Annotated in this window: 28 protein-coding genes, 1 tRNA gene, 1 pseudogene and 1 riboswitch; of the genes and pseudogenes, 12 read left to right on the top strand and 18 right to left on the bottom strand. The window is 71.4% G+C overall.

Annotation, left to right across the window (positions count from 1 at the left end; all coding sequences use genetic code 11):
• Nucleotides 1-3: 3 nt before the first annotated feature.
• From CRP27_RS13510 to CRP27_RS13500, 3 genes are read left to right on the top strand one after another with little or no spacing between them, the layout of a single operon-like run.
• A complete protein-coding gene (locus CRP27_RS13510) occupies nt 4-978 on the top strand; it encodes an ABC transporter permease subunit (RefSeq protein WP_097181545.1) in 975 nt (324 codons plus the stop codon).
• Nucleotides 975-1,844: an ABC transporter permease gene (locus tag CRP27_RS13505; protein WP_097181185.1), complete on the top strand. Its 870-nt coding sequence runs from the start codon at nt 975-977 to the stop codon at nt 1,842-1,844. The genes CRP27_RS13510 and CRP27_RS13505 overlap by 4 nt, the downstream gene beginning before the upstream one ends.
• Nucleotides 1,841-2,911, top strand: coding sequence for an ABC transporter ATP-binding protein (locus tag CRP27_RS13500; protein ID WP_097181184.1), 1,071 nt, complete (start codon nt 1,841-1,843; stop codon nt 2,909-2,911). Before CRP27_RS13505 ends, CRP27_RS13500 begins: the two co-directional genes overlap by 4 nt.
• Nucleotides 2,912-3,110: 199 nt before the next feature.
• On the opposite strand, the gene CRP27_RS13495 is transcribed toward CRP27_RS13500, so the two are convergent.
• Nucleotides 3,111-3,590, bottom strand: a complete 480-nt coding sequence (locus CRP27_RS13495) for an NUDIX domain-containing protein (protein WP_097181183.1) — start codon at nt 3,588-3,590, stop codon at nt 3,111-3,113.
• Between the two features lie 58 nt (nt 3,591-3,648).
• Between CRP27_RS13495 and nagB the strand changes: the two genes are divergently transcribed.
• Nucleotides 3,649-4,434 (top strand): glucosamine-6-phosphate deaminase, encoded by a 786-nt coding sequence (gene nagB / locus CRP27_RS13490; protein ID WP_097181182.1) that lies wholly within the window; start codon nt 3,649-3,651, stop codon nt 4,432-4,434.
• 19 nt (nt 4,435-4,453) lie between these two features.
• Here the strand turns inward: nagB and CRP27_RS13485 are convergent, their stop codons facing one another.
• The 10 genes and pseudogenes from CRP27_RS13485 to clpS form a co-directional block, all read right to left on the bottom strand.
• A complete protein-coding gene (locus CRP27_RS13485; RefSeq protein ID WP_097181181.1) occupies nt 4,454-5,641 on the bottom strand; it encodes a MalY/PatB family protein in 1,188 nt (395 codons plus the stop codon).
• A 55-nt stretch (nt 5,642-5,696) separates the two neighbouring features.
• Complete coding sequence (locus tag CRP27_RS13480; protein ID WP_097181180.1) at nt 5,697-6,584, bottom strand: S9 family peptidase; 888 nt, start codon at nt 6,582-6,584, stop codon at nt 5,697-5,699.
• A 192-nt stretch (nt 6,585-6,776) separates the two neighbouring features.
• Nucleotides 6,777-7,079, bottom strand: a pseudogene (locus tag CRP27_RS13475) (YkvA family protein); the annotation flags it as partial.
• A gap of 6 nt (nt 7,080-7,085) precedes the next feature.
• A complete protein-coding gene (gene nagA / locus CRP27_RS13470; protein ID WP_255257589.1) occupies nt 7,086-8,267 on the bottom strand; it encodes an N-acetylglucosamine-6-phosphate deacetylase in 1,182 nt (393 codons plus the stop codon).
• Nucleotides 8,264-8,662: a YrdB family protein gene (locus tag CRP27_RS13465; protein ID WP_097181179.1), complete on the bottom strand. Its 399-nt coding sequence runs from the start codon at nt 8,660-8,662 to the stop codon at nt 8,264-8,266. The genes nagA and CRP27_RS13465 overlap by 4 nt, the downstream gene beginning before the upstream one ends.
• Nucleotides 8,663-8,670: 8 nt before the next feature.
• Nucleotides 8,671-9,540 carry a formyltetrahydrofolate deformylase gene (purU, locus tag CRP27_RS13460; protein ID WP_097181178.1) on the bottom strand — a complete coding sequence of 290 codons (870 nt, stop codon included), beginning with the start codon at nt 9,538-9,540 and terminating at the stop codon, nt 8,671-8,673.
• A gap of 209 nt (nt 9,541-9,749) precedes the next feature.
• On the bottom strand, nt 9,750-11,063 hold the full coding sequence (locus CRP27_RS13455; RefSeq protein WP_255257620.1) for an MFS transporter: 1,314 nt from the start codon (nt 11,061-11,063) through the stop codon (nt 9,750-9,752).
• 112 nt (nt 11,064-11,175) lie between these two features.
• Nucleotides 11,176-11,601 carry a MarR family winged helix-turn-helix transcriptional regulator gene (locus CRP27_RS13450; protein ID WP_097181176.1) on the bottom strand — a complete coding sequence of 142 codons (426 nt, stop codon included), beginning with the start codon at nt 11,599-11,601 and terminating at the stop codon, nt 11,176-11,178.
• Nucleotides 11,602-11,711: 110 nt separating this feature from the next.
• The gene (locus CRP27_RS13445) at nt 11,712-12,188 is read right to left on the bottom strand and encodes a DUF2017 family protein (RefSeq protein WP_097181175.1); all 477 of its coding nucleotides are present in this window, start codon (nt 12,186-12,188) and stop codon (nt 11,712-11,714) included.
• Nucleotides 12,185-12,484 carry an ATP-dependent Clp protease adapter ClpS gene (gene clpS / locus CRP27_RS13440; RefSeq protein ID WP_097181174.1) on the bottom strand — a complete coding sequence of 100 codons (300 nt, stop codon included), beginning with the start codon at nt 12,482-12,484 and terminating at the stop codon, nt 12,185-12,187. Before clpS ends, CRP27_RS13445 begins: the two co-directional genes overlap by 4 nt.
• Nucleotides 12,485-12,521: 37 nt before the next feature.
• Nucleotides 12,522-12,607, top strand: a riboswitch (ZMP/ZTP riboswitch).
• A 59-nt stretch (nt 12,608-12,666) separates the two neighbouring features.
• Here clpS and glyA point away from each other — a divergent pair.
• The 3 genes from glyA to CRP27_RS13425 are packed head-to-tail and all read left to right on the top strand — an operon-like array spanning nt 12,667 to nt 15,380.
• The gene (glyA, locus tag CRP27_RS13435; protein WP_303622057.1) at nt 12,667-13,950 is read left to right on the top strand and encodes a serine hydroxymethyltransferase; all 1,284 of its coding nucleotides are present in this window, start codon (nt 12,667-12,669) and stop codon (nt 13,948-13,950) included.
• The gene (locus tag CRP27_RS13430; RefSeq protein ID WP_097181173.1) at nt 13,947-14,879 is read left to right on the top strand and encodes a tetrahydrofolate dehydrogenase/cyclohydrolase catalytic domain-containing protein; all 933 of its coding nucleotides are present in this window, start codon (nt 13,947-13,949) and stop codon (nt 14,877-14,879) included. The genes glyA and CRP27_RS13430 overlap by 4 nt, the downstream gene beginning before the upstream one ends.
• A 51-nt stretch (nt 14,880-14,930) precedes the next feature.
• A complete protein-coding gene (locus CRP27_RS13425) occupies nt 14,931-15,380 on the top strand; it encodes a hypothetical protein (protein WP_097181172.1) in 450 nt (149 codons plus the stop codon).
• 136 nt (nt 15,381-15,516) lie between these two features.
• Here the strand turns inward: CRP27_RS13425 and galK are convergent, their stop codons facing one another.
• Entirely contained in the window at nt 15,517-16,656 is a 1,140-nt protein-coding gene (galK, locus tag CRP27_RS13420; RefSeq protein WP_097181171.1) for a galactokinase, read from the bottom strand.
• A complete protein-coding gene (gene galT / locus CRP27_RS13415) occupies nt 16,653-17,750 on the bottom strand; it encodes a galactose-1-phosphate uridylyltransferase (protein WP_097181170.1) in 1,098 nt (365 codons plus the stop codon). The genes galK and galT overlap by 4 nt, the downstream gene beginning before the upstream one ends.
• Nucleotides 17,751-17,814: 64 nt before the next feature.
• Between galT and CRP27_RS13410 the strand changes: the two genes are divergently transcribed.
• Together CRP27_RS13410 and CRP27_RS13405 are read left to right on the top strand one after the other, a co-directional pair.
• Nucleotides 17,815-18,684 (top strand): DeoR/GlpR family DNA-binding transcription regulator, encoded by an 870-nt coding sequence (locus CRP27_RS13410; RefSeq protein ID WP_097181169.1) that lies wholly within the window; start codon nt 17,815-17,817, stop codon nt 18,682-18,684.
• Complete coding sequence (locus CRP27_RS13405) at nt 18,681-19,613, top strand: aldose 1-epimerase family protein (protein WP_097181168.1); 933 nt, start codon at nt 18,681-18,683, stop codon at nt 19,611-19,613. The genes CRP27_RS13410 and CRP27_RS13405 overlap by 4 nt, the downstream gene beginning before the upstream one ends.
• 246 nt (nt 19,614-19,859) lie before the next feature.
• On the opposite strand, the gene CRP27_RS13400 is transcribed toward CRP27_RS13405, so the two are convergent.
• From CRP27_RS13400 to CRP27_RS18005, 4 genes are all read right to left on the bottom strand, one after another.
• Entirely contained in the window at nt 19,860-20,180 is a 321-nt protein-coding gene (locus CRP27_RS13400) for a hypothetical protein (RefSeq protein ID WP_079237281.1), read from the bottom strand.
• 164 nt (nt 20,181-20,344) lie between these two features.
• Nucleotides 20,345-21,160, bottom strand: a complete 816-nt coding sequence (locus tag CRP27_RS13395; RefSeq protein ID WP_141399770.1) for an SGNH/GDSL hydrolase family protein — start codon at nt 21,158-21,160, stop codon at nt 20,345-20,347.
• A gap of 146 nt (nt 21,161-21,306) precedes the next feature.
• Nucleotides 21,307-21,379 (bottom strand) — tRNA-Lys (locus tag CRP27_RS13390).
• A gap of 54 nt (nt 21,380-21,433) precedes the next feature.
• A complete protein-coding gene (locus tag CRP27_RS18005) occupies nt 21,434-21,595 on the bottom strand; it encodes a DUF2207 domain-containing protein (protein WP_141399769.1) in 162 nt (53 codons plus the stop codon).
• A gap of 127 nt (nt 21,596-21,722) precedes the next feature.
• Between CRP27_RS18005 and CRP27_RS13385 the strand changes: the two genes are divergently transcribed.
• From CRP27_RS13385 to CRP27_RS13375, 3 genes are all read left to right on the top strand, one after another.
• On the top strand, nt 21,723-22,352 hold the full coding sequence (locus CRP27_RS13385; RefSeq protein WP_079237272.1) for a DNA-directed RNA polymerase subunit beta: 630 nt from the start codon (nt 21,723-21,725) through the stop codon (nt 22,350-22,352).
• 526 nt (nt 22,353-22,878) lie between these two features.
• Nucleotides 22,879-23,478 carry an ECF RNA polymerase sigma factor SigK gene (gene sigK, locus CRP27_RS13380; protein ID WP_097181166.1) on the top strand — a complete coding sequence of 200 codons (600 nt, stop codon included), beginning with the start codon at nt 22,879-22,881 and terminating at the stop codon, nt 23,476-23,478.
• The gene (locus tag CRP27_RS13375; protein ID WP_097181165.1) at nt 23,475-24,386 is read left to right on the top strand and encodes an anti-sigma factor; all 912 of its coding nucleotides are present in this window, start codon (nt 23,475-23,477) and stop codon (nt 24,384-24,386) included. The genes sigK and CRP27_RS13375 overlap by 4 nt, the downstream gene beginning before the upstream one ends.
• 138 nt (nt 24,387-24,524) lie before the next feature.
• On the opposite strand, the gene pstB is transcribed toward CRP27_RS13375, so the two are convergent.
• Nucleotides 24,525-25,304, bottom strand: a complete 780-nt coding sequence (gene pstB / locus CRP27_RS13370) for a phosphate ABC transporter ATP-binding protein PstB (protein ID WP_079237269.1) — start codon at nt 25,302-25,304, stop codon at nt 24,525-24,527.
• Between the last annotated feature and the right edge of the window lie 16 nt (nt 25,305-25,320).

Here is a 25,320-nt window from a genome sequence, read left to right as displayed (position 1 = left end):
AGCATGACCACCGCATCGGCTGGCGCGTCGAGCGCCGCCCCGGTCGCAGCGCCGACCCTCGGCGCGACGCTCGCCACGAGCGAGCAGCCGGCCGGTGCCACCACCCGCCGCGTCGCCGGACCCCGTGTCCGGCGCCGCGGCGGCGTCGCGTGGCTCGGCCTCACCCCGTTCGCCGCGTACGTCCTGCTCTTCCTCGCCGTCCCCGCGGTGATCGCGATCGGCAGTGGCTTCTTCGACGCCTCCGGCCTGCCGACGTTCGCCAACCTCGCCGCCTTCGCGGACCCGTCCGTGCTCCGCGCCTTCGGCGGTTCGTTCGCGCTGTCCGCCGTCTCCGCCGTGATCGGTGCCGTCATCGGGGCGGTCGTCTGCTGGGCGCTCGCCGCACTCCGGCCCGACGGACTCCTCCGGTCGATGATCGACTCTGCTGCGAGCGTCCTCGCCCAGTTCGGCGGCGTCATGCTCGCGTTCGCCTTCATCGCGACGATCGGCGTGCAGGGGCTCGTCACCACGTGGCTGGTGTCCGCCTTCCACGTCGACCGCAACGCGACCGGTGGGCTCCTGTACACGGTTCCCGGGCTCGTGATCCCCTACGTCTACTTCCAGGTGCCGCTGATGGTGCTGACGTTCATGCCCGCCCTGGAGGGCGTCAAGGCCCAGTGGGGCGAGGCCGCCGCCACGCTCGGCGCCTCCCGTGCGACGTACTGGCGACGCATCGGACTGCCCGTGCTCGCGCCGGCGTTCTGGGGCTCGCTGCTGCTCCTGTTCGCGAACGGGTTCTCGTCGTTCGCCACGGCCGCTGCACTCATCTCGCAGGGCGGGATCGTGCCGCTCACGATCCGCGCGCAGCTCACGAGCGAGACGATCATCGGGCTGCAGAACGTGGCCGGGGTGCTCGCCTTCGGCATGGTGGTCGTGATGGCCGTCGTGATGGGTGGCTACTCGCTGCTGCAGCGTCGGGCAGCGAGGTGGCAGCGATGAGCGCGGCCGCCGGTGGGCGCACGGCCAGTTCGCGACGGCCTGGAGGCACGACTCGCGTTCCCCGCTTCGGCGCGGCTCCGTCGCGGGTCACCGCCGCGATCGTGCTGGTCGTGATCGGCCTCGTGTTCGCCGTCCCGCTCGTCGCCCTCGCCCAGTTCACCTTCCGGCAGGGAACGGAGGGGAGCCTGACGCTCGCGCACTACACGGCGATCGCGGACCCGGTGAACGCTGCGACCTACCAGCCGGTGTTCGACGGCCTCGGCGCCTCACTGCTCATCGCCGTCATCGCGGTGGCGATCGTCCTGCTGGTGCTCCTGCCCGCGCAGGTCATCACCGCGCTCCGCTACCCGCGACTCCGCCGGGTGCTGGAGTTCGTCTGCATCGTGCCGATCACCGTCCCGGTCGTCGTCCTCGTCGTCGGGTTCATCCCCGTGTACCAGGTCGTCGCGCAGGTGTTCGGGTCGGACGCGTGGACGCTGTCCTTCGCGATCGGCATCATCGCCCTCCCGTTCGCGTTCCGCCCGATCGCCGCCGCCATCACCGCGATGGACATGGCCGTGCTGTCCGAGGCTGCCCGGTCCCTCGGCGCCTCGTGGTGGACCGTCACGTGGCGGGTGCTCCTGCCGAACCTCCGCCGCGGCATCACGGCCGCGTGCTTCCTGACCATCACGGTCGTCCTCGGCGAGTACACCCTCGCCTCGTTCCTGTCCCGCACGACGTTCCAGACGGCGCTCGTGCTCGTGCAGCAGACCGACCCGTACGTCGCCGCGATCTTCTCGCTCGGCGCGCTCGTGTTCGGGTTCGTGCTGCTCGTCGTCATCGGCCGGATCGGCGCGCGGCGCACCGGCGAGAAGGAGTCCGCATGACCGTCACCGCCCCCGCCGCCCCGACGTCGCTGTCGTCCACGGGCGCGACCGTCGAGCTCGAGGCCGTCGAGAAGCACTACGGCGCCCACCGCGCCCTGGCCGGCCTGTCCCTCCGCGTCGAACCGGGTGAGTTCGTCTCGCTGCTCGGCCCGTCCGGGTGCGGGAAGACCACGGCCCTCCGCGCGCTCGCCGGCCTCGAGGCGATCGACGCCGGCTCGATCCGCATCGACGGCACCGACGTCGCGAGCACGCCGGTGAACAAGCGCGACATCGGCATGGTGTTCCAGCAGTACTCGCTGTTCCCGCACATGACGGTGCGGCAGAACGTCGCCTTCGGCCTGGAGATGCGCCGGGTCCCCGCGGCAGCACGCCGCGAACGGGTGATCGACGCGCTCGACATGGTGCACCTGGCGGACTTCGCCGACCGTTACCCGCACCAGCTGTCGGGTGGGCAGCAGCAACGCGTCGCCCTCGCCCGCGCGCTCGTCACCCGGCCCCGGGTCCTGCTGCTCGACGAGCCGCTGTCCGCCCTCGACGCCAAGGTCCGGGTGTCCCTGCGCGACGAGATCCGCCGCATCCAGAGCGACCTCGGCATCACCACGGTGTTCGTCACCCACGACCAGGAGGAAGCACTCGCCGTCTCCGACCGCATCGCCGTGATGAACGCCGGGGACATCGAGCAGATCGGCACGCCCGAGGAGCTCTACCGGTCCCCGTCGTCGGCGTTCACCGCGGACTTCGTCGGGCAGTCGAACCGGCTCCGGGGCGACCTGCGCGGCGGCGACGTGTTCGTGTACGGGTTCCGCGTCCCCGCGCTCGACGCCTCGGTGGCCGACGGCCCGGTCATCGCCTACGTCCGTCCGGAGGACGTCGCCTTCGCGGCAGAGGGCGTCACCGGCACCGTCGTCGCCTCGAGCTTCCTCGGCTCGATCCGGCGCACCACGGTCCGGCTCGACGACGACACCGTCGTGACCGTCCAGCACGAGGTCGGCGACCGCCGAGCAGCCGGCGACGCCGTCGCGGTGCGCCTGCTCGGCGCGCCCGTGGCGGTGGCCCCGCTCGCGTAGCGGCGTTCCGCCGCCGCGCTGCCCACGCGACCATCGCGCGAAAGCGACACCGTGCCTCCAGGCCACGCCGTCCCTCCCGCCGAACCGACAGGATCCCGCCGACGGTTCGCAGGAATCCGTCGCTTTGGCGAGTGCGGGGTGACCGACAGCGGACTGGAGGCGCGTGGCGGACCCGCCCCGTGCCTCCAGTCCGGTGGGGTCAGCGCTGGAAGCGCGTGGCCGGGTCGTCGGACAGGGCCGCCTCGATCCGTGCCCGCATGTTCGCGGGCATCTCGGGCAGGGCGTCGAGCCGGGCCCAGAACGCCTCGGTGTTCTCGCCGTCGGCGGGGAACGGCTCGCCGGACACGTACCGGCACGCGAACACCAGGTCGAGGTACCGCGCGCGGTCGCCGTTCGTGTACGTCATCTCCGGCAGCACCTGCACCCACGCCAGGCGCTCGGCGACCGCGACGACGTCGGCTTCCTCGAGGACCTCGCGCTCGGCGGCGACCGCGGGTTCCTCGCCGGGGTCGACGATGCCCGTCACCGGCGTGAACGCGTGGTTGTCGGCACGGCGCACGACCAGGAGCTCTCGATCGGGACCCGCACCGCGCGTCACGACGGCGGTGACGCCGGTGAGCCAGAGCGGATCGTTCCCGATCTTCGAGCGGAGGGACAGGACGAAGTCAGGCGTGGGCATGTCGCCACGCTACCGACCCCACCTGTCGCGGACTGGTCATGACCAGTAGGCTGTCACCGTGGAGATCATCATCCTGCCCACGCCGGCTGAGGTCGGTCGCGTCGCCGCGGCCAAGATCGCCTCCGTCGTCGCGAAGAAGCCGTCCGCCGTCATCGGTGTCGCCACGGGGTCCAGCCCCCAGGGCATCTACGCCGACCTCAAGCGTCGTGTCGACGCCGGGGAGATCTCGTTCGCCGAGGCCCGCGCGTTCGCCCTCGACGAGTACGTCGGGATCCCGCTCGAACACCCGGAGTCCTACGCCTCGGTGATCCAGCGTGACGTCATCGATCCGCTCGGGTTCGAGCCCTCCCGCGTCCGGGTCCCGGACGGCCGCGCGTCCGACCTCGAGTTCGCGGCGAAGGAGTACGACGCCGCGATCCGTGCCGCCGGCGGGGTCGACGTGCAGATCCTCGGCATCGGCGCGAACGGGCACATCGGGTTCAACGAGCCGACGTCCTCGTTCGCGTCCCGCACGCGCATCAAGACCCTCGCGCCGTCCACGCGCGAGGCGAACGCCCGCTTCTTCGACAGCCTCGACCAGGTCCCGACGCACTGCATGACGCAGGGGCTCGGCACCATCCTCGACGCCCGTGAGCTCGTCCTCGTGGCACAGGGCCCGTCGAAGGCCGACGCCGTCGCCGCCGCGGTCGAGGGCCCGCTGTCGTCGTTCGTCCCCGGGTCTGCGCTGCAGCTGCACGAGCACGCCACCGTCGTCGTCGACGAGGAAGCCGCGGCGGGCCTCAAGCTCGCCGACTACTACACCTACACGTACGCGAACAAGCCGGCCTGGCAGCTCTTCGAGTAGTCCGTCCGCGCTCGACCGATCAGCCGTCTGCCCGCCGCGACCACGCGGTGTGCAGGCGGCTGAGTCCTTCGTCGAGGGTCTCCGCCGAGCACCCGAAGTTCAGGCGGGCGAACCCGAGGCCCTGGCGTCCGAAGTCCGGTCCGCTGCCGAGCGCGACCTTCGCCTCGTCGACGAGCAGTGCTGCGGGGTCGTCACCCCACGGGAGCGCCCGCAGGTCGAGCCACGCGAGGTACGACGCCTGCGGCTGCCGGTACCCGGTGCCGGGCAGGACCTCCCCGAGTCGTTCGGCGAGGGTGCGGCGGTTCGCCGCGAGCTCGGTGAGCAGCGACGCGAGCCACGGCCCACCCTCGCTGAACGCCGCGACGCTCGCGGTGTAGCCGAGGATCCCGGTGCGCTCGACGACCTCGGAGGGCATCCCGTCGAACCACTCGCGGGCACGGTCCGAGGCGCCGATCATCAGGGCGCACTTCGTCCCGGCGAGGTTCCAGGCCTTGCTCGCGCTCGTCAGTGCCACACCGAGCCCTGCGGCTTCGGGGCACGAGTCGAGGAACGGCGTGAAGGTCGCGTCGGCGTGCACGAGCGGGGCGTGGATCTCGTCCGAGACGACCACGGCGCCCCACTCCGCGGCGAGGCGGGCGAGTGCGGCCAACTCGTCGCGGGGGTGCACGAGCCCGAGGGGGTTGTGTGGGTTGCAGAGCAGGACCGTGCGGGCACCGTCCGCGAACGCCCGGGCGATCCCGTCGAGGTCCATCCGCCAGCCGGCCGTCGTGTCGAACGGGTCGGCGGTGCCCTCGGGAGCGAGCAGTGGGACCTCGGTGACGGAGCCGCCGGCCTCGGCGACGTACTCCCAGAACGGCGGGTACACGGGCGGCATGATCACGACCTGGTCGCCCGGCTCGATCACCCGGCGGAGCGTCTCCACCGCCGCGACCGAGACGTCGGTGGTGGTGCGGACGAGGTCGGGGTCGACGTGCCACCCCCACCGGGCCTCGGCGAAGTCCGCGAACGCCTCCGGGAGCGCCCGGCCGTGCCCGACGTACCCGGTGTCGCCGTTCGTGACCGCGGTCACCAGGGCCTCCCGCACGGGCTCGGCGAGCATGCTGTCCATCTCGGCGACGAACATCGGCAGCACCTCCGGCGGGTAGGCCGTGTACTTCTCGCTGGTGCGGGTGCGGTTCGCATCGAAGAGGGAGACCATGACGCTCATGGGGCCATCCTCGCAGTGCTGCCCCTCGGATGCCGGGTGATCTCGTACCGATCCTTCAGCCCGACACGAGGTGCCGGACCGCTGCCGCGGTGACGTGTGGTGGCATCGCGTGCCCGCCCGTGAACAGCTCGGCCGTCACGACGCCCGGCCGGAAGGCATCGAGGACGTGCTGCACGCCGTCGAGCGGGAACAGTGCGTCGTCCGTCCCCGCAGACACGAGGATCGGTCGGTCGACCGCGGAGGCGACCAGGCCGACGTCGCCGGCCGCGGCGAGGCCCGGGACGAACCAGGCCGGGTTGTGCCGGATGCGAGCGGCCTCGAAGGACGCCAGCGTGCCCAGCCCGCAGCTCACGACGCCCGCCGTCAAACGAGTGTCGACGGCGAGCGCGAACAGCGCGACCTGACCGCCGAGGGAGTGCCCGATGATGCCGGGCCCGACCCCGGCCGGGTTCGTCTCGGTCATCCAGGAGGTCACCGTGGCGATGTCGGACGTGTGCTTCGCCTGCAGGCTGCTCCCGTTCGCGACGCGGAACAGCGCGCCGAGTCGTTCGTCGGCAGCCGGGTCGTCGGTCCACGCACGTCGGCGGTCCTCGAACCCGAGCAGGTCGGGCACGATCACGCGGGCTCCTGCAGCCGCGAGCGTCGCACCGTAGGCGAGCGTCGGGTCTCCTGCTCGTCCGGCGGGTTCACTCTTGCCCGTGACGAAGTCGCCCGCGTGCTGGTGGACGGCGATCACGTCGGCACGATGGCGGCCCTGCGGCGTGAGGAGCAGACACGGGACGGTGTCACCGTCTGCGGTGTCGAGCTCGACGCGTGACCACGTGACGGATCCGACGCGTCCGAGTGGTTCGACGCGGACCGCGGTCGGACGGAGCGAGTCGGAGGACGGCAACCCGAGGAGCTCGAGGACGCGTGCCCGTGCCGGGTCGATCGTCGACGCCATGTCCGGACGGTACCAGCGAACGCGATCCAACCGACCACGACCGCGCCCGCTCGCTCAGAGCGGGACGTACGAGCGATGTCAGGCCCCGGACAGCCCCACGGCCGATCGGAGTGCACGGAGCCCCTGCGGCGAACCCGGCCAGTGGCGTGTGAGGGTCGCCGCACCTGCCCGGCGCGTAACGAATCGCAGGACGAGCGCGACGATGACCGCGTCGTCGAGGTAGCCGATGACGGGGATGAAGTCGGGTACCAGGTCGATCGGTGACACGAGGTACGCGAGCAAGGCGACGAGTGCGAGGCGCACGCCGCGAGGGACCGTGCGGTCGGCGACGAGTCCACGGAGCAACCGGACGACGTCGGGGACGAGTCGTAGCGCCTCGATCAACCGGACCCGGTCACCCGACCGCCGAGCGGCGACGAACAGCGCAACGACCACGGCGCCCCACAGCAGCAGCACGCCGCTGACGACCGCGATGACGACGGACCACCAGTCCATGATCACTCAGCCGAGCGGTCGCCCGGCACCCCAGACCCGCTGCACCTCGAGCGACGGCGACAGCGCCACGAGGTCCGCGGCGAACCCCGGCGCGATCCGCCCCAGCCGGTCGCCGAGCCCCAGCGCCGCGGCCGGCACGCTCGTCAACGCCGCCACGGCGTCGCGCAGCGTCAGGCCGGCTCGCGTGACCGCGTTCCGCAGTGCCACGTCCTGCGTCAGCGTCGAGCCGGCGATCGTGTCCGTCCCGGCGACGTGCGCGACGCCGTCCGTCACGGTCACGGCGAGGGACCCGAGCGTGTAGGGACCGTCGGCGGCACCGGCAGCGCCCATCGCGTCGGTGACCAGGGCGACGCGGCCCGGAGCGGCACGGAGCAGCATCGACGCGACGGACGGGTGCACGTGCACGCCGTCGAGGATGAGTTCGAGCGTCACCCGGTCGTCGGCCACGGCGGCGGCGATCGGTCCAGGGGCGCGGTGGTGGATGCCCGGCATGGCGTTGAACGCGTGCGTGAGCAGGGTCGCACCGGCGTCGAACGCGGCACGCGCCTGGTCGTACGTGCCGACCGTGTGGCCGACGGCGACGGCCACGTCGGCCGCGACGAACTGCTCCGTCGCGGACAGTGCGCCGGGGAGCTCCGGGGCGATGGTGACCTGGCGGACGACGCCGTCCCCGGCGGAGAGGAGCTCGGCGACGGCGGACGACGACGGGTCGATCAGGAACGACTCGTTGTGGGCGCCCTTGTTGTGCGGGGAGAGGAACGGCCCTTCGAGGTGGACACCGAGCACGAGCGGGTCGTCGGCCATCACCGCACGCACCCGCTCCAGCGACGACGCGAGCGTCGGGACCGGGTTCGCGACGAGGGACAGCACCGACCGGGTCGTGCCGTGCGCCCGGTGCACCGCGAGGGCGGACGCGAAGGACTCGTCCTCGTACGCGGCGCCCGCACCGCCGTGCCCGTGCAGGTCGACGAAGCCGGGGGTCAGGACGGCGTCGCCGAGGTCGACGACCTCGTCGACCGAGGACGCCGCAGGCGCCTCGGGACCGGCGCCGACCGCGTGGATCGTGTCGCCGACGACGAGGACCCAGCCGTCCGCGGTGGAGCCGGCCGCGTCGACGACGCGGGCCGACCGGACCAGCGTGCGCCGCGCCTCCAGGCCGACCGACGGAACCGACCTACCGACGCTCACCGCGTCTCCTTCCGGAACTCCACCACGCCCGACAGGGCGGCGACCACGATGAAGACCAACCCGACCACCGGGTACCCGATCGAGATCCAGCAGCCGCCGGCGGCGATGATCAACGCGACCTCGACGATCGTCTTGCCGACCACGTCCGTCTGGATCGACGACGCCGGGGAGCGGAAGAAGTACCAGACCACGGCCGCGAACACCGGCGCACCGACCATGAACAGGATCGCGGGCATCGGGAACGGCCACGCGAAGTAGCCCCACGTCGCCAGCGAGAGCAGCCCGAAGGCGCAGACCACGATGCGGAGCACACCCCAGGCATCGACCCGGCGACGACGGATCGCGTGCGGGTCCGGGGTGTCTCCCCAGTCGACCGGGGACTGCGGTGCTGACATGCGTGGACCTACTTGAAGATGATTGTGCGGGCGCCGTCGAGGAGGACCCGGTCCTCCGCGATCCAGCGCACCGCCTGGGTGAGGGTGCGGGACTCCTCGTCCTGCCCGATCGACACGAGCTCGGTGGGGTCCTTGGTGTGATCGACCCGGACGACGTTCTGCTCGATGATCGGGCCCTCGTCGAGGTCGCTCGTCACGAAGTGCGCCGTCGCCCCGATCAGCTTCACGCCCCGGGCGTGTGCCTGCCGGTACGGGTTCGCGCCCTTGAACCCCGGGAGGAACGAGTGGTGGATGTTCACCGCACGGCCCTCGAGTGCCGCGCACAGCTCGGGCGACAGGATCTGCATGTACCGCGCGAGGACGACGAGTTCGATGTCGTGCTCCTCGACGGCCTGCAGGATCCGTCGCTCCATCTCCGTCTTGCTCGCGGCGTCCGTCACCGGGCGGTGCTCGAACGGCACCGAGTAGAACGACGCGAGTTCGGCGAGGTCCGCGTGGTTCGACAGCACCAGCGGGACCTCGATCGGCAGCTGTCCGCCGCGCTGCCGGTAGAGCAGGTCGTTGAGGCAGTGGCCCGCCTTCGACACGAGGACGAGCGTGCGCATCGGTCGGCCGACGACGTCGAGCTGCACGCGGGCGTCGTAGCGCTCGGCGACGGGGGCGAGCGCTGCCTCGAACGTGGCGCGGTCGACCGGGGCCATGACCTGCAGGCGCATGAAGAACGTGTTCGTGTCGACGCTCGAGAACTGCTGCGACTCGGTGATGTTGCCGTTCGCGGCGACGACCGCTCCGGAGACGGCGTGCACGATCCCGGGCTGGTCGTCGCAGACCAGGGTGAGGGTCCAGTGCGTGGCGGTCTGCTCGGTCGGGTCGGTCACCGGTTCAGGGTACCGGGATCGGGCGGCCTGGAGGCGCGGCGCGGGCCCGGCGGTCCGGCCGCGGCCGGAGGACGGTCGGCCGGGGCGCGGGGCGCGGGGCGCGGGGCGCGGGGCGCCACGGTTCCGACGGCCTGCGCACAACGCAAGTGCCGCGGAACCGCGCGAGTCCGCGGTTCCGCGGCATTTTGGTTGTGCGCCGACGGGTCGCGTCAGCGGGGGAGCGACTTCGCGAGCGCGCGGTCGGCGATCGTCAGGACGCTGACGAGCACCGCGACGCCGACGATCACCCACGCGAGCACGTGCAGGTCCGGCGTGGTCGGGGCCTGGCCGAACACGCCGCCGATGAGCGAGGACGCCGCGATCGCGCCGATGTAGACGCTCGTGCGGGAGAGCCCGGCGGCGGTGCCGATGTACTCGGCCGGCACGACCCGGTACAGGGCTGCCTGGTTCGACACGGACGCCAGGGCCTGCGGGACGCCGAACAGTGCCGGTGCGAGCACGAGCAACCACCACGGCGACCCGACACCGAGGAACAGCAGGAGCGCACCGCCGACGATCGGCACGACCGCGGCCACGATCAGCGGCCCGCGCACGGCGGTCTTCCGGGCGACGAGGAACGACGCCACGCCGGCGACGACCGCGGCGGGCAGCTGCATGTACCCGGCGACGTCACTCGGGTAGCCGGCGACGTCCTGCACCCACTGCGAGAACCCGTAGGTCATCGTGTAGGCCATCAGGTACGTCAGGAACAGCCGCACGTAGGTGCGTGAGAGTGCACCGTTGCGGGCGAGCAGCCGGACGTCGACGAAGGGCTTCACGGCGCGCAGTTCCCACAGGATCAGCGCCACGAGCAGGACGACCGCGACGCCCAGCAGCCACCAGAGGCCGGCCGAGACGTCGAGCAGGAACACGAGCAGCGCCGAGACGAACCCGGTCATGAGCAGCATGCCGAACGGGTCGAGCGCGGTGAGGACGGGCCGGTCCTCGTCGTTCCGCGGGCGGAGCGCGTCCGACGGCAACCAGAGCGCCGACACGACGATCCCGAAGACCGCGAGGGGCACGTTGACGAGGAAGATCGCGTGCCACCCGAAGGCCGCGATGAGCGCACCGCCGAGCGGCGGACCGGCTGCAGCGGACACGAGCGACGTGATCGACAGCGCTCCGAGGACCAGCGACGGGGTCGGCTTCCCGATCCGGGTGGAGTGCTGGCGCAGGGTCGTGAGGGCCGCCGGGTACGCCGCCGAGGTCCCGATGCCGATGAGCACGCGGGCGAACACCGCGCCGCCGAAGCCGGTCAGGACCTCGGGCACGACACCCGCGACGCCGACGATGACGAGCCCGGTCAGGAACACCTTCTTCGGCCCGAACCGGTCGGCGAGCTTGCCCATCGTCGGCTGCGCGATCGCACTGGCCAGGTAGAGGGCCGCGACGAGCCAGATCGCCTGCGCCGAACCGATCCCGAGGTCACGGGAGATCGGGGCGAGGGCGACCGACACCATCGTGGTGTTGATCGGGTTGAGCAGCGGGCCGACGAGGACGGGGACGAGGAGCTTCGGGCCGAAGCCGCTGCCCTTCGGGTCGGTCGCCGGGGTGACGGGTGTGGAGGCGGTTGCGGTGGACGTGGCGGTCAGTCCTTCAGGGTTCGACGACGGGGCCGAGGATGGCGATCGAGCGCGCGACGGTGGCGCGGTCGTCGGGGTCGAGTGCTGCCAGCCGTTCGGCGAGCAGGCGGGTGCGGGAGCGGTGCGAGTCCTCCCGGGCGGCGCGGCCGGCGTCGGTCGCGCTGACGATGGTGCGGCGGCCGTCCTCGGGATCGGGGTCGCGGGTTGCCAGGCCGAGGTCGACGAGGGCCTGGACGGTCGCCCCCATCGACTGCGGGCGGACGCCCTCGGCGCGTGCCAGATCGGCCGTCGTCGTCGCGCCGTCGCGGATCAGGCGGCCGAGTACTGCCGACTGCGAGGCGGTGACGTCGTCGACCTTGCCGACGAGGGTCGTGCGCCGGATCTTGCCGTAGAGCGTGAGCAGCTCACCGGCGAGTTCGTCCGACGCGCGTGATTCCATACCGCCACGGTACTACTTCGGCAGGTGAACTTGCAAGGCAGACTGTCGATTGACGCGACCGGCGGGGCGGAGGCGAGCCGTGCCTCCAGTCCGTCAGCGCGACAGCGCCGTCAACGCGGTGCGCTCAGTGTCTCGACCAGGTGCTCCTGCACGTACCCGAGCCAGTCGTAGACGTCGCGCAGGCCGACGCCCGCGTCGGCCTCGTACGACTGCTCCTCGGAGGCGGAGTCCACGATGCCGAGCCGGTCCGCGATCGTCAGCCGCAGGTCCGTCAGGCAGCGCAGCCAGGCCTGCTCGTCCCCGGGCTCGAACGCGCCCTCGCGCGCGCCGGTCGACCACGCGTGCACCGTCGAGGCGTTCGTCGTCTTCTGCGCGACCAGGTCCGCCTCGGTCCAGCGCCGGAACTCCGCACTCGCGTCGACGTCGTCCGGGTAGGCGTCCGGGAACATCCGCGCCGCGACCGGGTCCGACGAGAGGTCCCCGCCGAGCACCTGCTGCAGTTGCTCGGTCAGTGACGCGAGGACGGAGCGCTCGCCGGAGGACATGCCGAGGTGCACGCCGTCGCCCCGGCGGACGAACGGGATCACGGGGTGGGGGCCCTGTCCACCGACGCCTGCAGGCCGTAGCCGTGCATCGCTTCGACGTGCGCCTCCATCGCCTCGCGCGGGCCGGTCGCCACGATGGCCCGGCCCTCGTCGTTCACCTGCCGCATCAACCGCTCGGCCTTCGCGCGGGGGAACCCGAAGTACTGCTGGAAGACGTAGGTCACGTACGACATGAGGTTCACCGGGTCGTCCCACACCACGGCGACCCAGGGCGAGTCCGGGCGCACGCTCGTGCGGGCGTCGGTGCGCTCGTCGACGTCGGGCGTCAGCAGGGTCATGCACCCAGGGTGACACGAACCGGCTCGCTCGGTACGATCGTCAGGTCGCGACTGGCGTTGGATGGGTCACCATCGGGAAGCGACACCTGACACGGTGCGCGGCCGTACGCCTGGGCCGCGCCCCACCGTCCACCTCGTCGTGCTCGTGCGCGACGGAACCGACAACGAGGAGTCCCGTGTCCATCACCGATCTGCCCCCCGCAGCCACCCAGTCGACGTTCAACGCCCCGCTCAGCGAGGTCGACCCCGAGATCGCGAAGGTCCTCGAGCAGGAGCTCGGCCGCCAGCGCGACACCCTCGAGATGATCGCGTCCGAGAACTTCGTGCCGCGCGCCGTCCTCGAGTCCCAGGGCTCCGTGCTCACCAACAAGTACGCCGAGGGCTACCCGGGCAAGCGCTACTACGGCGGTTGCGAGTACGTCGACGTCGCCGAGCAGCTCGCCATCGACCGTGCCAAGGCGCTCTTCGGTGCCGAGTACGCGAACGTGCAGCCGCACTCCGGTGCAAGCGCGAACGCCGCCGTCCTGCACGCCATCGCCTCGGCCGGCGACACCATCCTCGGCCTCGAGCTCGCCCACGGTGGTCACCTCACCCACGGCATGAAGCTCAACTTCTCCGGCCGGATCTACAACGCCGTGTCGTACGGCGTCGACCCGGAGACGTTCGAGGTCGACTACGACGACATCCGCGCGAAGGCCATCGAGCACCAGCCGAAGGTCCTCATCGCCGGTTGGTCCGCCTACCCGCGCCAGCTCGACTTCGCGAAGTTCCGCGAGATCGCGGACGAGGTCGGCGCGACCCTGTGGGTGGACATGGCGCACTTCGCCGGTCTCGTCGCCGCGGGCCTGCACCCGTCGCCCCTCCCGCACGCCCACGTCGTGTCGTCGACGGTGCACAAGACCCTCGCCGGTCCGCGCTCCGGCCTGATCCTGTCGAATGACGAGTCGCTGTTCAAGAAGCTCAACTCGGCAGTGTTCCCGGGCCAGCAGGGCGGCCCGCTGATGCACGTCATCGCCGCCAAGGCCACCGCGTTCCTGCTCGCCGCGACGCCCGAGTTCAAGGACCGTCAGGAGCGCACACTGCGCGGTGCTCGTCTGCTCGCTGATCGGCTCACCCAGCCCGACGCTCGCGCGGCCGGGATCGACGTGCTCACCGGTGGCACCGACGTGCACCTGGTGCTCGTCGACCTGCGCGAGTCCGAGGTCGACGGCAAGCAGGCGGAAGACCTGCTGCACGAGGTCGGCATCACGGTCAACCGCAACTCCGTGCCGTTCGACCCGCGCCCGCCGATGGTCACCTCGGGCGTCCGCATCGGTACCCCGGCGCTCGCGACGCGCGGCTTCGGGGACACCGAGTTCACCGAGGTCGCCGACATCATCGCGCTGACGCTCATGCCGAACCCGGACATCGACGCGCTGTCGGCACGGGTGAAGGCCCTCGCCGACGCGTTCCCGCTGTACGCGTGAGCGGCACCGTGGCTGATCTGCCGCGGGCGCTCTGGGCAGGGGAGGGTTCTGCCGTCCGCATCGACGGCACCGCCCTCGCCGCCCGCACGCTCGACGACCTGAAGGTCCGCATCGACCGGCTGCACGACCACGGGTTCCGCCCGGGGCTCGGCACGATCATGGTCGGCCAGAACGCCGGGTCGGTGTCCTACGTCTCCGGCAAGCACCGTGACTCCGCGCAGATCGGGCTCGACTCGGTCCGCATCGACCTGCCGGAGACCGCGTCGGCCGCCGACATCCGCGCCGCGATCCTGCAGATGAACGACGACCCCCGGGTCACCGCGTTCATCGTGCAGCTCCCGCTGCCGCAGGGGATCGACCCGATCCCGATGCTCGAGCTGATGAACCCGGCGAAGGACGCCGACGGCCTGCACCCGACCAACCTCGGCGAGCTCGTGCTCGCCGTCCCGGGCGGTGCCGGAACGATCGACGCGCCCCTGCCGTGCACCCCGCGCGGCATCGTGGCGATGCTCGAGGCGTACGACGTCCCGATCCGGGGCCAGCACGTCACGATCATCGGCCAGGGCCTGACGGTCGGGCGTCCGCTCGGCCTGCTGCTCACCCGGCTCGAGGCGACCGCGACCCTCACCCACTCCCTGACCGAGGACGTCGCCGCCGAGTGCCGTCGGGCGGACATCATCGTCGCAGCTGCGGGCGTCGCCGGACTCGTGCAGCCGGACTGGGTGAAGCCGGGCGCGGCGGTCATCGACGTCGGCATCAGTCGGGTCGTCTCCCCGGAGACGGGCAAGGCGCGCCTGCGGGGCGACGTCGACCCCGCGGTGGCCTCGGTCGCCGGGTTCCTCTCGCCGACCCCGGGTGGCGTCGGCCCGATGACCCGCGCGATGCTGATGAAGAACGTGGTCGAGGCCGCCGAGCGCCACCTGCACTAGCGCGGCGCTCCGAACCCGCCACACGCCCAGCTTCGGTGCTACGGTCTCGCCATGGGGGACGAACGACTGCTCACCGAGCCCGTGCTGCGGCCGAGGCCGGCTCCGTCGCAACTGACGAAGGACGCCCGGTGGCTCGTCGTCATCGTGGTGCTCTGCATCGTCTTCCAGCAGCCGGGGTCGACCTGGGGCACCTCGTTCTCGCACGCCGGCCAGGAGTACGACTTCGAGTCGCACCCAGCGCTCGGGTGGACCCTCGTCACGGTGGGCTTCGCGGTGGTCGGGTTCCTCGTCGCGATCGCCCGCCGCGGTGCCCGTCGGTTCGACGAGCACACCGTGATGGGTCTCGCCCTCGCCGGCGTGGTCGGGACGACGGTGCTGGTGTGGCTGCTCATGCCGGCGCAGATCGCCTGGGTGCAGTGGGCTGTGGAGCACGGCTCGACGCACCCGTTCGTCATCGGGAACGTCACCGAGCGGGTCCGGTACGCCGACTACGCCGGCTGAGCGGCCGCGGCGGACCGTACGCGAGCGAGTTCCGCGCCAGGCGACACCTCTCGGGCTCCGCAGTGCGAGAAGTGTCGCTCAGCCGAGTCTCGCGCAAGTCGGACGCGCCTGACGGACCAGGGCGGGCGGTTGCCGATCAGTCGCGCCGGGCGCCCTGCGCAGCATGCACGGTGAAGACGTTCGGCTCGCGGTACCCGGCTGCGGCGAAGGCGGCGGTGACGGCGTCCGCGATCGCACCACGTGCCTCCTGGTCGACCAGCGCGATCGCCGCACCGCCGAACCCGCCACCGGTCATCCGCGCACCGACAGCACCGTGCTCCATCGCGGTGGTGACCGCCAGGTCGAGCTCCGGCACGGAGATCTCGAAGTCGTCCCGCATCGACTCGTGCGACGCGACGAGCAGCGACCCGATCGCCCGCGGCCCGTGCTCGCGCAGGGTGCGAACGGTGTCGAGGACGCGCTGGTCCTCGGTCACGACGTGACGGACACGACGGAAGGTCTCGTCGTCGAGGAGTTCCTGCGCGCGGGGCAGGTCGTCGACCGACAGGTCGCGCAGCGCCTCGACGCCCATCGCCGCCGCGCCCCGTTCGCAGGAGTCGCGCCGGGCCTTGTAGCCGCCGGTCGCGTGGGCGTGCTCGACGCGGGTGTCCACGACGAGGACCTCGAGCCCGTTCGCCTCGAGCGCCAGGTCGACGACGGCGGTGTCGAGCGTGCGGCAGTCGAGGAACACCACCGCGTCCTGCTCGCCGAGGAGCGATGCGGACTGGTCCATGATCCCGGTGGGGGCACCGACGGCGTGGTTCTCGGAGTACTGGCCGACGCGAGCCAGGGTCTTCCGGTCGAGTCCGAGCTCCCACAGGTCGTTGAAGGCGAGCGCGACGCCGCACTCGATCGCGGCGCTCGAGGACAGACCAGCACCGACCGGAACGTCCGAGTCGATGAAGACGTCGAAGCCGGTCTTGTCGGACAGGTCCGCCCCTGCGTGCTCGCGGAGTGCCCACGCGATGCCGAGGACGTAGGCGGACCAGCCGTCCATCCGGTCGGGCGCCAGCTCGTCGAGCGAGAGCGACACGGGTGGGTTGTCGGCGTCGAATGCCGAGGCCACACGGAGGACCCGGTCCTCGCGCGGAGCGATCGACGCCGTGGTGCGGCGGTCGATGGCGAAGGGCAGCACGTACCCGTCGTTGTAGTCGGTGTGCTCGCCGATGAGGTTGACCCGGCCCGGCGCGGAGTACTGCACCGCGGGCTCGTACCCGTAGACCTGCTGGAACGTCATGCGCGCTCGATCCCTCCTCGGATGAACTCGGCCGCCTTCTCGGGTACGAGGTCCCCGATCCAGGCGCCCATGGCGGCTTCGCTGCCGGCCAGGAACTTCAACTTGTCCGCCGCACGACGCGGCGACGTGATCTGGAGCATCAGCCGCACGGTGTCGCGACCGGTATGCACGGGTGCCTGGTGCCACGCGGCGATGTACGGCGTCGGGTCGTCGTAGAGCTTGTCGATGCCGCGGGTGAGGCGCAGGTGCATGTGCGCGAGCTCGTCCTTCTCGGCGTCGGTGAGCCCTGCGAAGTCCGGCACGTGGCGGTGCGGCAGCATGTGGATCTCGATGGGCCAGCGTGCCGCGAACGGCACGAAGGCGGTGAAGTGCTCGCCGGCGAGGACGACCCGGTCGGACGCCCGCTCGTTGGCGAGGTGCTGCTCGAACAGGTCCGGTCCGAACCGCTCGATGCTCGCCAGCAGGCGCTGGGTCCGCGGGGTCACGTACGGGTACGAGTAGATCTGCCCGTGCGGGTGGTGCAGCGTGACGCCGATCGCCTCGCCCCGGTTCTCGAACGGGAACACCTGCTGGATGCCGGGCATCGCGGACAGCGCGGCGGTGCGGTCCGCCCAGGCCTCGACCACGGTCCGGGCCCGCGACTCGGAGATCGACGCGAAGGAGCCGGCGGTCTCGGGGGAGAAGCACACGACCTCGCACCGACCGACGCTGCGGAACTCGCGGTTCAGTCCGACGTCGGAGAGGGAGTCGAGCGACTCCGGTGCGTCCTGGGCCTCGAGCAGGGGGCCGAACGACGGCGACCGGTTCTCGAACACGGCGACGTCGTAGCGGCTCGGGATCTCCGACGGGTTCTCGGGGGTCTGCGGTGCGAGCGGGTCCTGGTCGGCCGGCGGGAGGAACACGCGGTTCTGCCGACTCGCGGCGATCGAGACCCACTCCCCGGTCAGGACGTCCTGCCGCATGCGGGCCGTCTCCGGCCGCGGGTCGAGCACACGCTGGTCGATGCTGCGCTCGGCGGGCAGCGTCGAGTCGGCGTCGTCGAAGTAGATGAGGTCGCGTCCGTCCGCGAGCTTCGTCACGCGCTTGGTGATCACCGCACCACCCTAGCCGCCATCCGAAGGATTGCGAAAGACTCCGGAAGCAAGCGAAACTGAGCACATGACGGACGACGACCTCTCCTTCCTCGCCGGCGCGCTCCCCGCGCCGCTGCGTCAGGACCGCATCGTCTCCATCGTCGAGGGCGCGCCCGGCATGGTCCGCACGGCCGCCCTGGCAGCGGCCCTCGGAACCAGCGAGGTGACCGTCCGGCAGGACCTCGCCTCCCTCGACCTGGAGGCGCGGCTCAGGCGGGTGCACGGCGGTGCCGTCCGCCTCGGGGCCGGTCCCGGCGAGCGTCCCTTCGAGGAGACCGCCGTGGAGCACCAGGTCGCGAAGGCCGCGATCGGCCGTGCGGCGGCCGCCCTCGTGCGCTCCGGACAGTGCGTCGTGCTCGACGTCGGCACCACGCCTGCAGCGGTCGCGTCGGCGCTGGTCGCCCGCGAGGACCTGGTCGACGTCACCGTGGTCACGAACTCGTTGACCACCGCCCTCGCGCTCGAGGCCGCGGTGCCGCGCTTCACCGTCGTGGTCACCGGCGGCACGCTGCGTCCGCTCCAGCACTCCCTCGTCGCGCCGTTCAACAACACGCTGCTGCCGCTGATCGCCGCCGACGTCGTGTTCCTCGGCGGCACCGGACTCGACGTCGCGCACGGCCTGACGAACGTGAACCTGCCCGAGACCGAGGCGAAGCGCATGCTCGCGGCCACGGCCCGGCGTACCGTCGTCGTCGCGGACGGGTCGAAGTTCGGCCGGGCCCACATCGGGGTCGTCCGCGCGCTCGAGGACATCGACGTCGTCGTCACCGCCGAGACCACGGCCGACGCCGTCGCCCCCATCCGGGCGGCCGGGGTCGACGTCGTCGTCGCGGACGGCAGCGACGGCACAGCCGGGGTCGACCCGGCACCGAACGGAAGGAACGAGACCGCATGACCGCAGCACCCACCGGGGGCCAGTACCACCTCCGCCACGCCGGACCCGACGGGGTCGTCGAGGCGGTCGTCACCGAGGTCGCCGCCGGCATCCGGGAGCTCCGTGTCGCCGGCTTCGACCTCACCGAGCCGTTCCCCGTCTCGGAGCAGCCGCCCGGGGCGAACGGCATCGTGCTCGCACCGTGGCCGAACCGCGTGGCCGGTGGCGTCTGGGTGCTCGACGGCAAGCGCCAGCAGCTCGACGTCTCCGAGCCGAAGTACGGCAACGCCTCGCACGGGCTGCTCCGCTTCGCGCCGTACCGGGTCGTGGACCAGACCGAGTCGTCGGTGCTGCAGGAGGCGACGATCCACCCGCAGCACGGCTGGCCCTTCACCCTCGAGACCCGGGTGCACCACGAGCTCGTCGACGACGGCATCCGCATCACGCACGAGGTCGTGAACCGCTCGGGCGTCCGGGCCCCGTTCGCGATCGGGGCGCACCCCTACCTGCGCGCCGGGGACACCCCCGCCGAGGACCTCGTCGTGACGCTCGACGCCGCGACCGCGTTCACCGTCGACGACAAGCGCATCCCGAACGGCTCCGAGCCGGTCGAGGGCACCGGTGTCGACCTCCGCGCCGGGCGACGGGCCGGGGACTCCGACCTCGACACGGCGTACACGGACATCACCCCGGACGCCGAGGGGGTGCGCCGGACGACGATGCACGGTCCCGAGGGCGACGGCGTCGAGCTGTGGCAGGACGCGTCGTTCCCGTACGTGCAGGTCTTCACCTCCCGCGAGTTCCCCCGCGGCGACGGCACCGGGCTGGCCGTGGCGGTCGAGCCCATGACGGCGCCGGCGAACGCGTTGAACTCGGGGGAGGGCCTGCGCTGGCTCGAGCCCGACGAGTCCTGGACCGGCACCTGGGGCATCCGCCGCGTCTGGTCCTGACCAGGGCGAACCGCGGCGCTCCCGGCGCGTGAGACACCGCCCGCGGCCCGAGACACCGCCTGCACGTCGAGACACCGCGAGATCCTGCGGTGTCTCGACGTTGATGCGGCGTCTGCGCCGGCCGGCGGTGTCTCGCACGATCGAGACGCCGCCGTGTCTGCGGCGCGGACCGGGCGCACACGACGAAGGCCCCGCCGGACTCCGGCGGGGCCTTCGCGCTGCCGGGTGTCCGGCGCGGTCAGCGGGTCAGGCGCGTCGCATGCGCAGTGCCTCGACCGCGAGCGACTCGCTGGCGTAGCGGCCGACCTCCTGCGCCCACGCCGGGTCGTCCCCGCGCAGTGCGATGAAGTCCTTGCGCTGCCGGCACACGTACCCGAGCACCGCGGTGCCGGTCGCGACCTCGACGAAGTCCTTGCGGATGTGCCGGGTCGTGACCTGCGCGTTCCGGCGGAGCGTGTCGAGCAGGAGCTCGTTGCTCATCGTCGTGTTGGTCGCTGCTGCGAGCTCGACGATGCGGCGCGCGTCCCCGGTGCTGCTGGTGTGCGTGGCTTCGATGGGCTCGATCACGGTGTACCCCGTTCGTTCCTGGTGGTGCGGTGGTGCAGGATCCGTCGATCGGATCCGGGAACGACACTATCGGCGGCAGCCCAACAGTCTGCTGAACGACGACTGAACTGTCAGCCGGAATCGCAATGAGTCCGCTGTGGAGGGCTTGTACCCCGATCAGCGGATCAGGCGCACTGTTCGCGCATGCGCGGCGTGGCGAGGGCCTCGAGGGCGTCGTCGATCCGACCGGCGAGGTACAGGTACCCGGCGTCGTTGAGGTGCTGCCCGTCCCGCGCGGCGTAGCTCGCGCTGTTCGTCGTGGTGAACCACCGGCCGTCGAGGGCGTCCACGTAGGTGACCCCGGCGGCCCGTGCCCCGGCGGCGACCGCGTCCGAGATCCCGGTCGTGGTGCGGGCCAGGGGCTGCGGCGCCGAGGGTCCGATCGCCACGACGACGGCATCGGGCCACTGACGCTTCGCGGTCCGGAGCGTCCGCTCGACTCGACGCTCGAGGGTGTCGGCGCTGACGAGCCAGTCGTTCTGGCTGCCCTGCACGATCACGAGTGCGGGGTCGATCGAGTCGCTCCGTTCGATGCGGGACAGGTAGTTCCACCGCGTCGACTTCGTCGCGCCCGTGTTGACGTACCCGGTGCCGGGGACACCGTCGATCGTCGCGTCCCACCCGCGCTCGGCGACGAGGTCCTGCGCCCAACCGTGCGTGCCGTCGTACGACCCTCGGCCCGTCGTGTACGAGTCGCCGACGATGAGCACGTCCGATCCGCGGGCGATCGCCGAGGCCGTCCGGCTCGCCGAGGCATCGCTCGCATCGGGAACGGTCTGGCAGGCGTTCGACACGGCGGGGAGCATGACGAGGCACCCGACGACGCCGACGGCCATCGCGCCGAGCGCGACGACGGGGAACCCGCGTCGGGTTCGGCGTCGTCGTCTGGGAGGCAGCGAACGAGGACCGTCCGGCCATCCGCCGTCGGTTCGTCGGGCCACGGCCGGGATTCTACGCGGCGGGTTCCGGGCATCCGGTGAGCGGAAGCCGAGTGTCCGCACACACAGGAACCGCAGAGAACACGGGGTGGGCCCCGTGGGGCTCGAACCCACGACCCTCGGATGAAAAGCCGGTGTTCGGGAACGGGTGGGCCCCGTGGGGCTCGAACCCACGACCCTCGGATTAAAAGTCCGGTGCTCTACCAACTGAGCTAGAGGCCCTCACCCGCAAGGCTAGCGGGTGAGGGCCTCCGGTACGTCCGGTGTGGGACGAGGTCAGCTGCGCCGACCGGTGAGGGTCCGCAGCAGCCACGCGATCACCGCGATGATGAGCAGCACGATCCCGACCCACAGCAGGAACTTCAGGCTCGCGGTGAAACCACCGACGAACAGCAGGATGACCGCGATCACGGCCAGGATGATGAGCAGGGCGTTCATGGAGTGTCCTCTTCTTCACGTCCGGGAGGGGTGCCTCCCTGGCGGAGCACGGTACCCGTTGCGGGACGATTGCGTTCTCGGCGAACGGGGGACAGGGCGTGTCACCGGACGCGCCTACACTGTCGCGGTGCCTCGCGATCACCACCGTCCCGTCCACTTCACCGACCAGGAGTTCGCCGCGATCCAGGGCGGCGAGGACCCGGCGCTCGTGAACCGCGTCGCGCACGAGACCGCGAATGCCCTGCTGCACCGCGTGCGGGAGGACCCGGACCCGGCGGTCGTCGAGCGCCTGGTGACCTACACGGACGTGCACGGCATCGATGCGATCGCGGAGCTGTGGGCCCGCGTGGGGGCGCACACGCTGCCGGGGGCACTGTGGCGGATCTACCTCGTCCGTGTCGTCATCCGGCAGAACCCGGAGGAGATCGCGTACTTCTTCGAGCGCGGGACCGAGCGGATCGGCACGATCGACGAGGCCGTCGCGGGTGCCGAGCAGCCGACGGGGCCGGCGGAGATCCTGACCCTGGCGGACCGCATCCTGCACGGGTTGTACACGGGCGACCTCGCGGTGGCGCTCGACCGCGGGGCGGCGTTCTGCCGGCTGACCGCGGCGGGCGCGACGGCGGTGGCGGACGAGTCGGACCTCACGGCGGGCGAGCGTGCCAGCGAGCTGACGACGCGTGCCCTGCGGCTGACGGAACTGGCGGCCGACCTGACCGAAGCGGCGGCGCTCTGGCGTCGCGACAGCCTGGACTGAGCGGGCGGCGGGGCGGACCCGCACCGCGCCTCCAGGCAGGAACGACAAGGCGAGCAGGCCGACAGCTCCGAGCACGAGGCAACATGCCGAAAGCAGCACGAGGCACATGCCGAAAGCAGGCACAGAGAAACCGGGCCGCAGAAGCGCCTCTCGGCGCGAGGCCGCTCGAAGCGGCGAATTTTGGAGCCCGGGGCTTGCTGCGGCCCGGCGACACCGAGTCTACGAGACGTCTGCCGTGCGCACGACCGTGTTCACTCTCGGTGGACAGACCAGGTCCCGGGCGTGTGCGCAGAACGCGTGTGACCCGAACATGGATGAGAACCGCTCCAATCCGACGGGGCGAGGGTGCCGAATCATCACCGTGACAGGCGAATCCGCCCGTCACGAAGCGAGGGTCCCGCGCGACCCGGTCCGCTCCCTGGCGGTCAATTCCCTGCGGGTCACGCGGGCCCTCGTCCTGCTCCGACACGGGTGACCCGAACCTGTGCGTCAGGACACAACGCAACCGTGAGGAGGGAAACCTGCAATGCTTGCCATCGTGGAACGCGACACCGAAGCCTGGAGCTCGACCGAGCCCACTCCGGCGTCGCCTGACGACCTCCTCGCCCGGGTGGCGACCGGCGACCAGGCGGCCTTCTCCGATCTGTACGACGTCCTGTCCGGGCGTGTGCTCGGCCTCGTGACGCGTCTCCTCCGGGATCGAGCGCAGTCGGAAGAGGTCGCACAGGAGGTCTTCCTCGAGGTCTGGCAGCAAGCCGCACGCTTCGACCGGCAGCGCGGGACCGCCTCCAGCTGGATCCTCACCATGGCCCACCGCCGAGCGGTCGACCGGGTGCGGGCATCGCAGTCCTCGCACGACCGTGACACGAAGATCGGCATCCGCGACTTCGAGGCCGGCGTCGACGACGTCTCCGAGTCCGTCGAGATCCGGATCGAACACGAACGGGTCAGCCGGGCACTCGCGAAACTCACCGAGTTCCAGCGACAGGCCGTGCAGCTCGCCTACTACGGCGGCTACTCGCACAGCGAGATGGCCGCACACCTCGGTGTCCCGATCGGCACCGTCAAGACCCGTCTCCGTGACGGGATGATCAGACTTCGCGACGAGATGGGGGTGACGTCATGACCGAACGCCACGACGACCCTGCCCTGCTCACCGGGTCGCACGCCCTCGACGCCCTGTCGGACGACGAGCGCGAGCTGCTCGAGGCCACCTTCTCCGACGTTCCCGAGCTGCGGGCCGAAGCGGACTCGCTGCGCGAGACCGCGCTCCAGCTGGCCTACGCGGTGGACCCGATCGAGCCTCCTGCCTCGATGAAGGCGTCGCTCATGGCGCAGATCGCGTCGACGCCGCAGGCGGCGCCCGTCGCACCTGCTGCCGCTGACGCGTCGGATTCGGTTCCTTCGGCCGCCGCCCCTGCGTCCTCGGTCCCTTCGGCCTCCGTTCCGGACGCCGTCGGAGATGCCGGCCAGGAGGCGCGGTTCGCCCCCGCCACGCGCCGCACCCGTGCAGGTGGCAGCGCCACTGCCGCCGCCCAGCGTCGGTGGTTCCAGCGTCCGGCAGCCGTCCTGTCCACCGCAGCCGCGGTCGCCGTCGTGTTCCTCGGTGTCGGGCTCGGCGTGGGCACGGCGTTCACGCCCTCGAACCAGCCCGGTCCGGGCACGACGCAGGCGAGCAGCGGACTCGACCGGATCTACGCCGCGTCGGACTTCAAGCGGACCACCGCGAAGGTCTCCGGCGGCGGGACGGCCACGGTCGTCTGGTCGAACTCGCTCGGCAAGTCCGCCGTGATCCTCGACGGTGTCGCCCCGGCGCCGAAGGGCAAGACGTACGAGCTCTGGTACATCGGCTCGGAGGGCACGGGCGGCAAGATCAGCTCGGCAGGCCTGATGGACGGTGCCGCCGACGGCGTGCACTCGGCGGTGCTCACGGGCACGCGGTCGCACGGTGTGACGATCGGCATGACGGTGGAGCCCGAGGGCGGTTCGGAGCAGCCGACGACGACGCCGATCATGGCGGTCCCCACCGCCTGACGCGTCCCACGTCTCCCCGCTCGCCTGGCACGGTCCGCGGGCGGGGAGTTCGTCGTGCGCGCGCATCGGCACCCCGACGGGAAACGACGAGACCGACGTCGTGTGACGTCGGTCGTGTCGTTCTGGGTCAGCGCCGGGTCACCCGAAGCGGCCCGAGACGTAGTCCTCGGTGGCCTGCACGGACGGGTTCGAGAACATCGTCGCGGTGTCGTCGAACTCGATGAGCTTGCCGGGGGCGCCGGTGCCGGCGATGTTGAAGAACGCCGTCTTGTCGCTGACGCGCGAGGCCTGCTGCATGTTGTGGGTCACGATCACGATCGTGTACTCCTTCTTGAGCTCCTCGATGAGGTCCTCGATGGCGAGGGTCGAGATCGGGTCGAGCGCCGAGCACGGCTCGTCCATGAGGAGCACGTCCGGCTGCACCGCGATCGCACGGGCGATGCAGAGACGCTGCTGCTGGCCACCGGACAGGCCCATGCCGGGCTTGTCGAGGCGGTCCTTGACCTCGTTCCAGAGGTTCGCACCCTGCAGGGAGCGCTCGACGATGTCGTCGGCCTCGGAGCGGGAGACGCGCTTGTTGTTGAGCTTCACACCGGCGAGGACGTTGTCCTTGATGGACATCGTCGGGAACGGGTTCGGCCGCTGGAAGACCATGCCGACCTGCCGGCGGACGATGACCGGGTCGACGCCGGCGCCGTACAGGTCGTCGCCGTCGATCTTGACCGAGCCCTCGACGTACGCGCCGGGGATGACCTCGTGCATGCGGTTCAGCGTGCGGAGGAAGGTGGACTTGCCGCAGCCGGACGGGCCGATGAACGCGGTGACGGTGCGGGGTTCGATCGTCATGTCGACGCCCTCGACAGCCTTGAACTTCGAGTAGTAGACGTTGAGGCCGTCGACCTCGATGCGCTTGGACACTGTGTTCCTTCGGGGT

This window comes from Curtobacterium sp. 314Chir4.1 (assembly GCF_900215175.1).
Taxonomy (GTDB): Bacteria; Actinomycetota; Actinomycetes; order Actinomycetales; family Microbacteriaceae; genus Curtobacterium; species Curtobacterium pusillum_A.
Note: the sequence above shows the minus strand (reverse complement) of the source record. Positions and strands in the feature narration are given on the sequence as shown.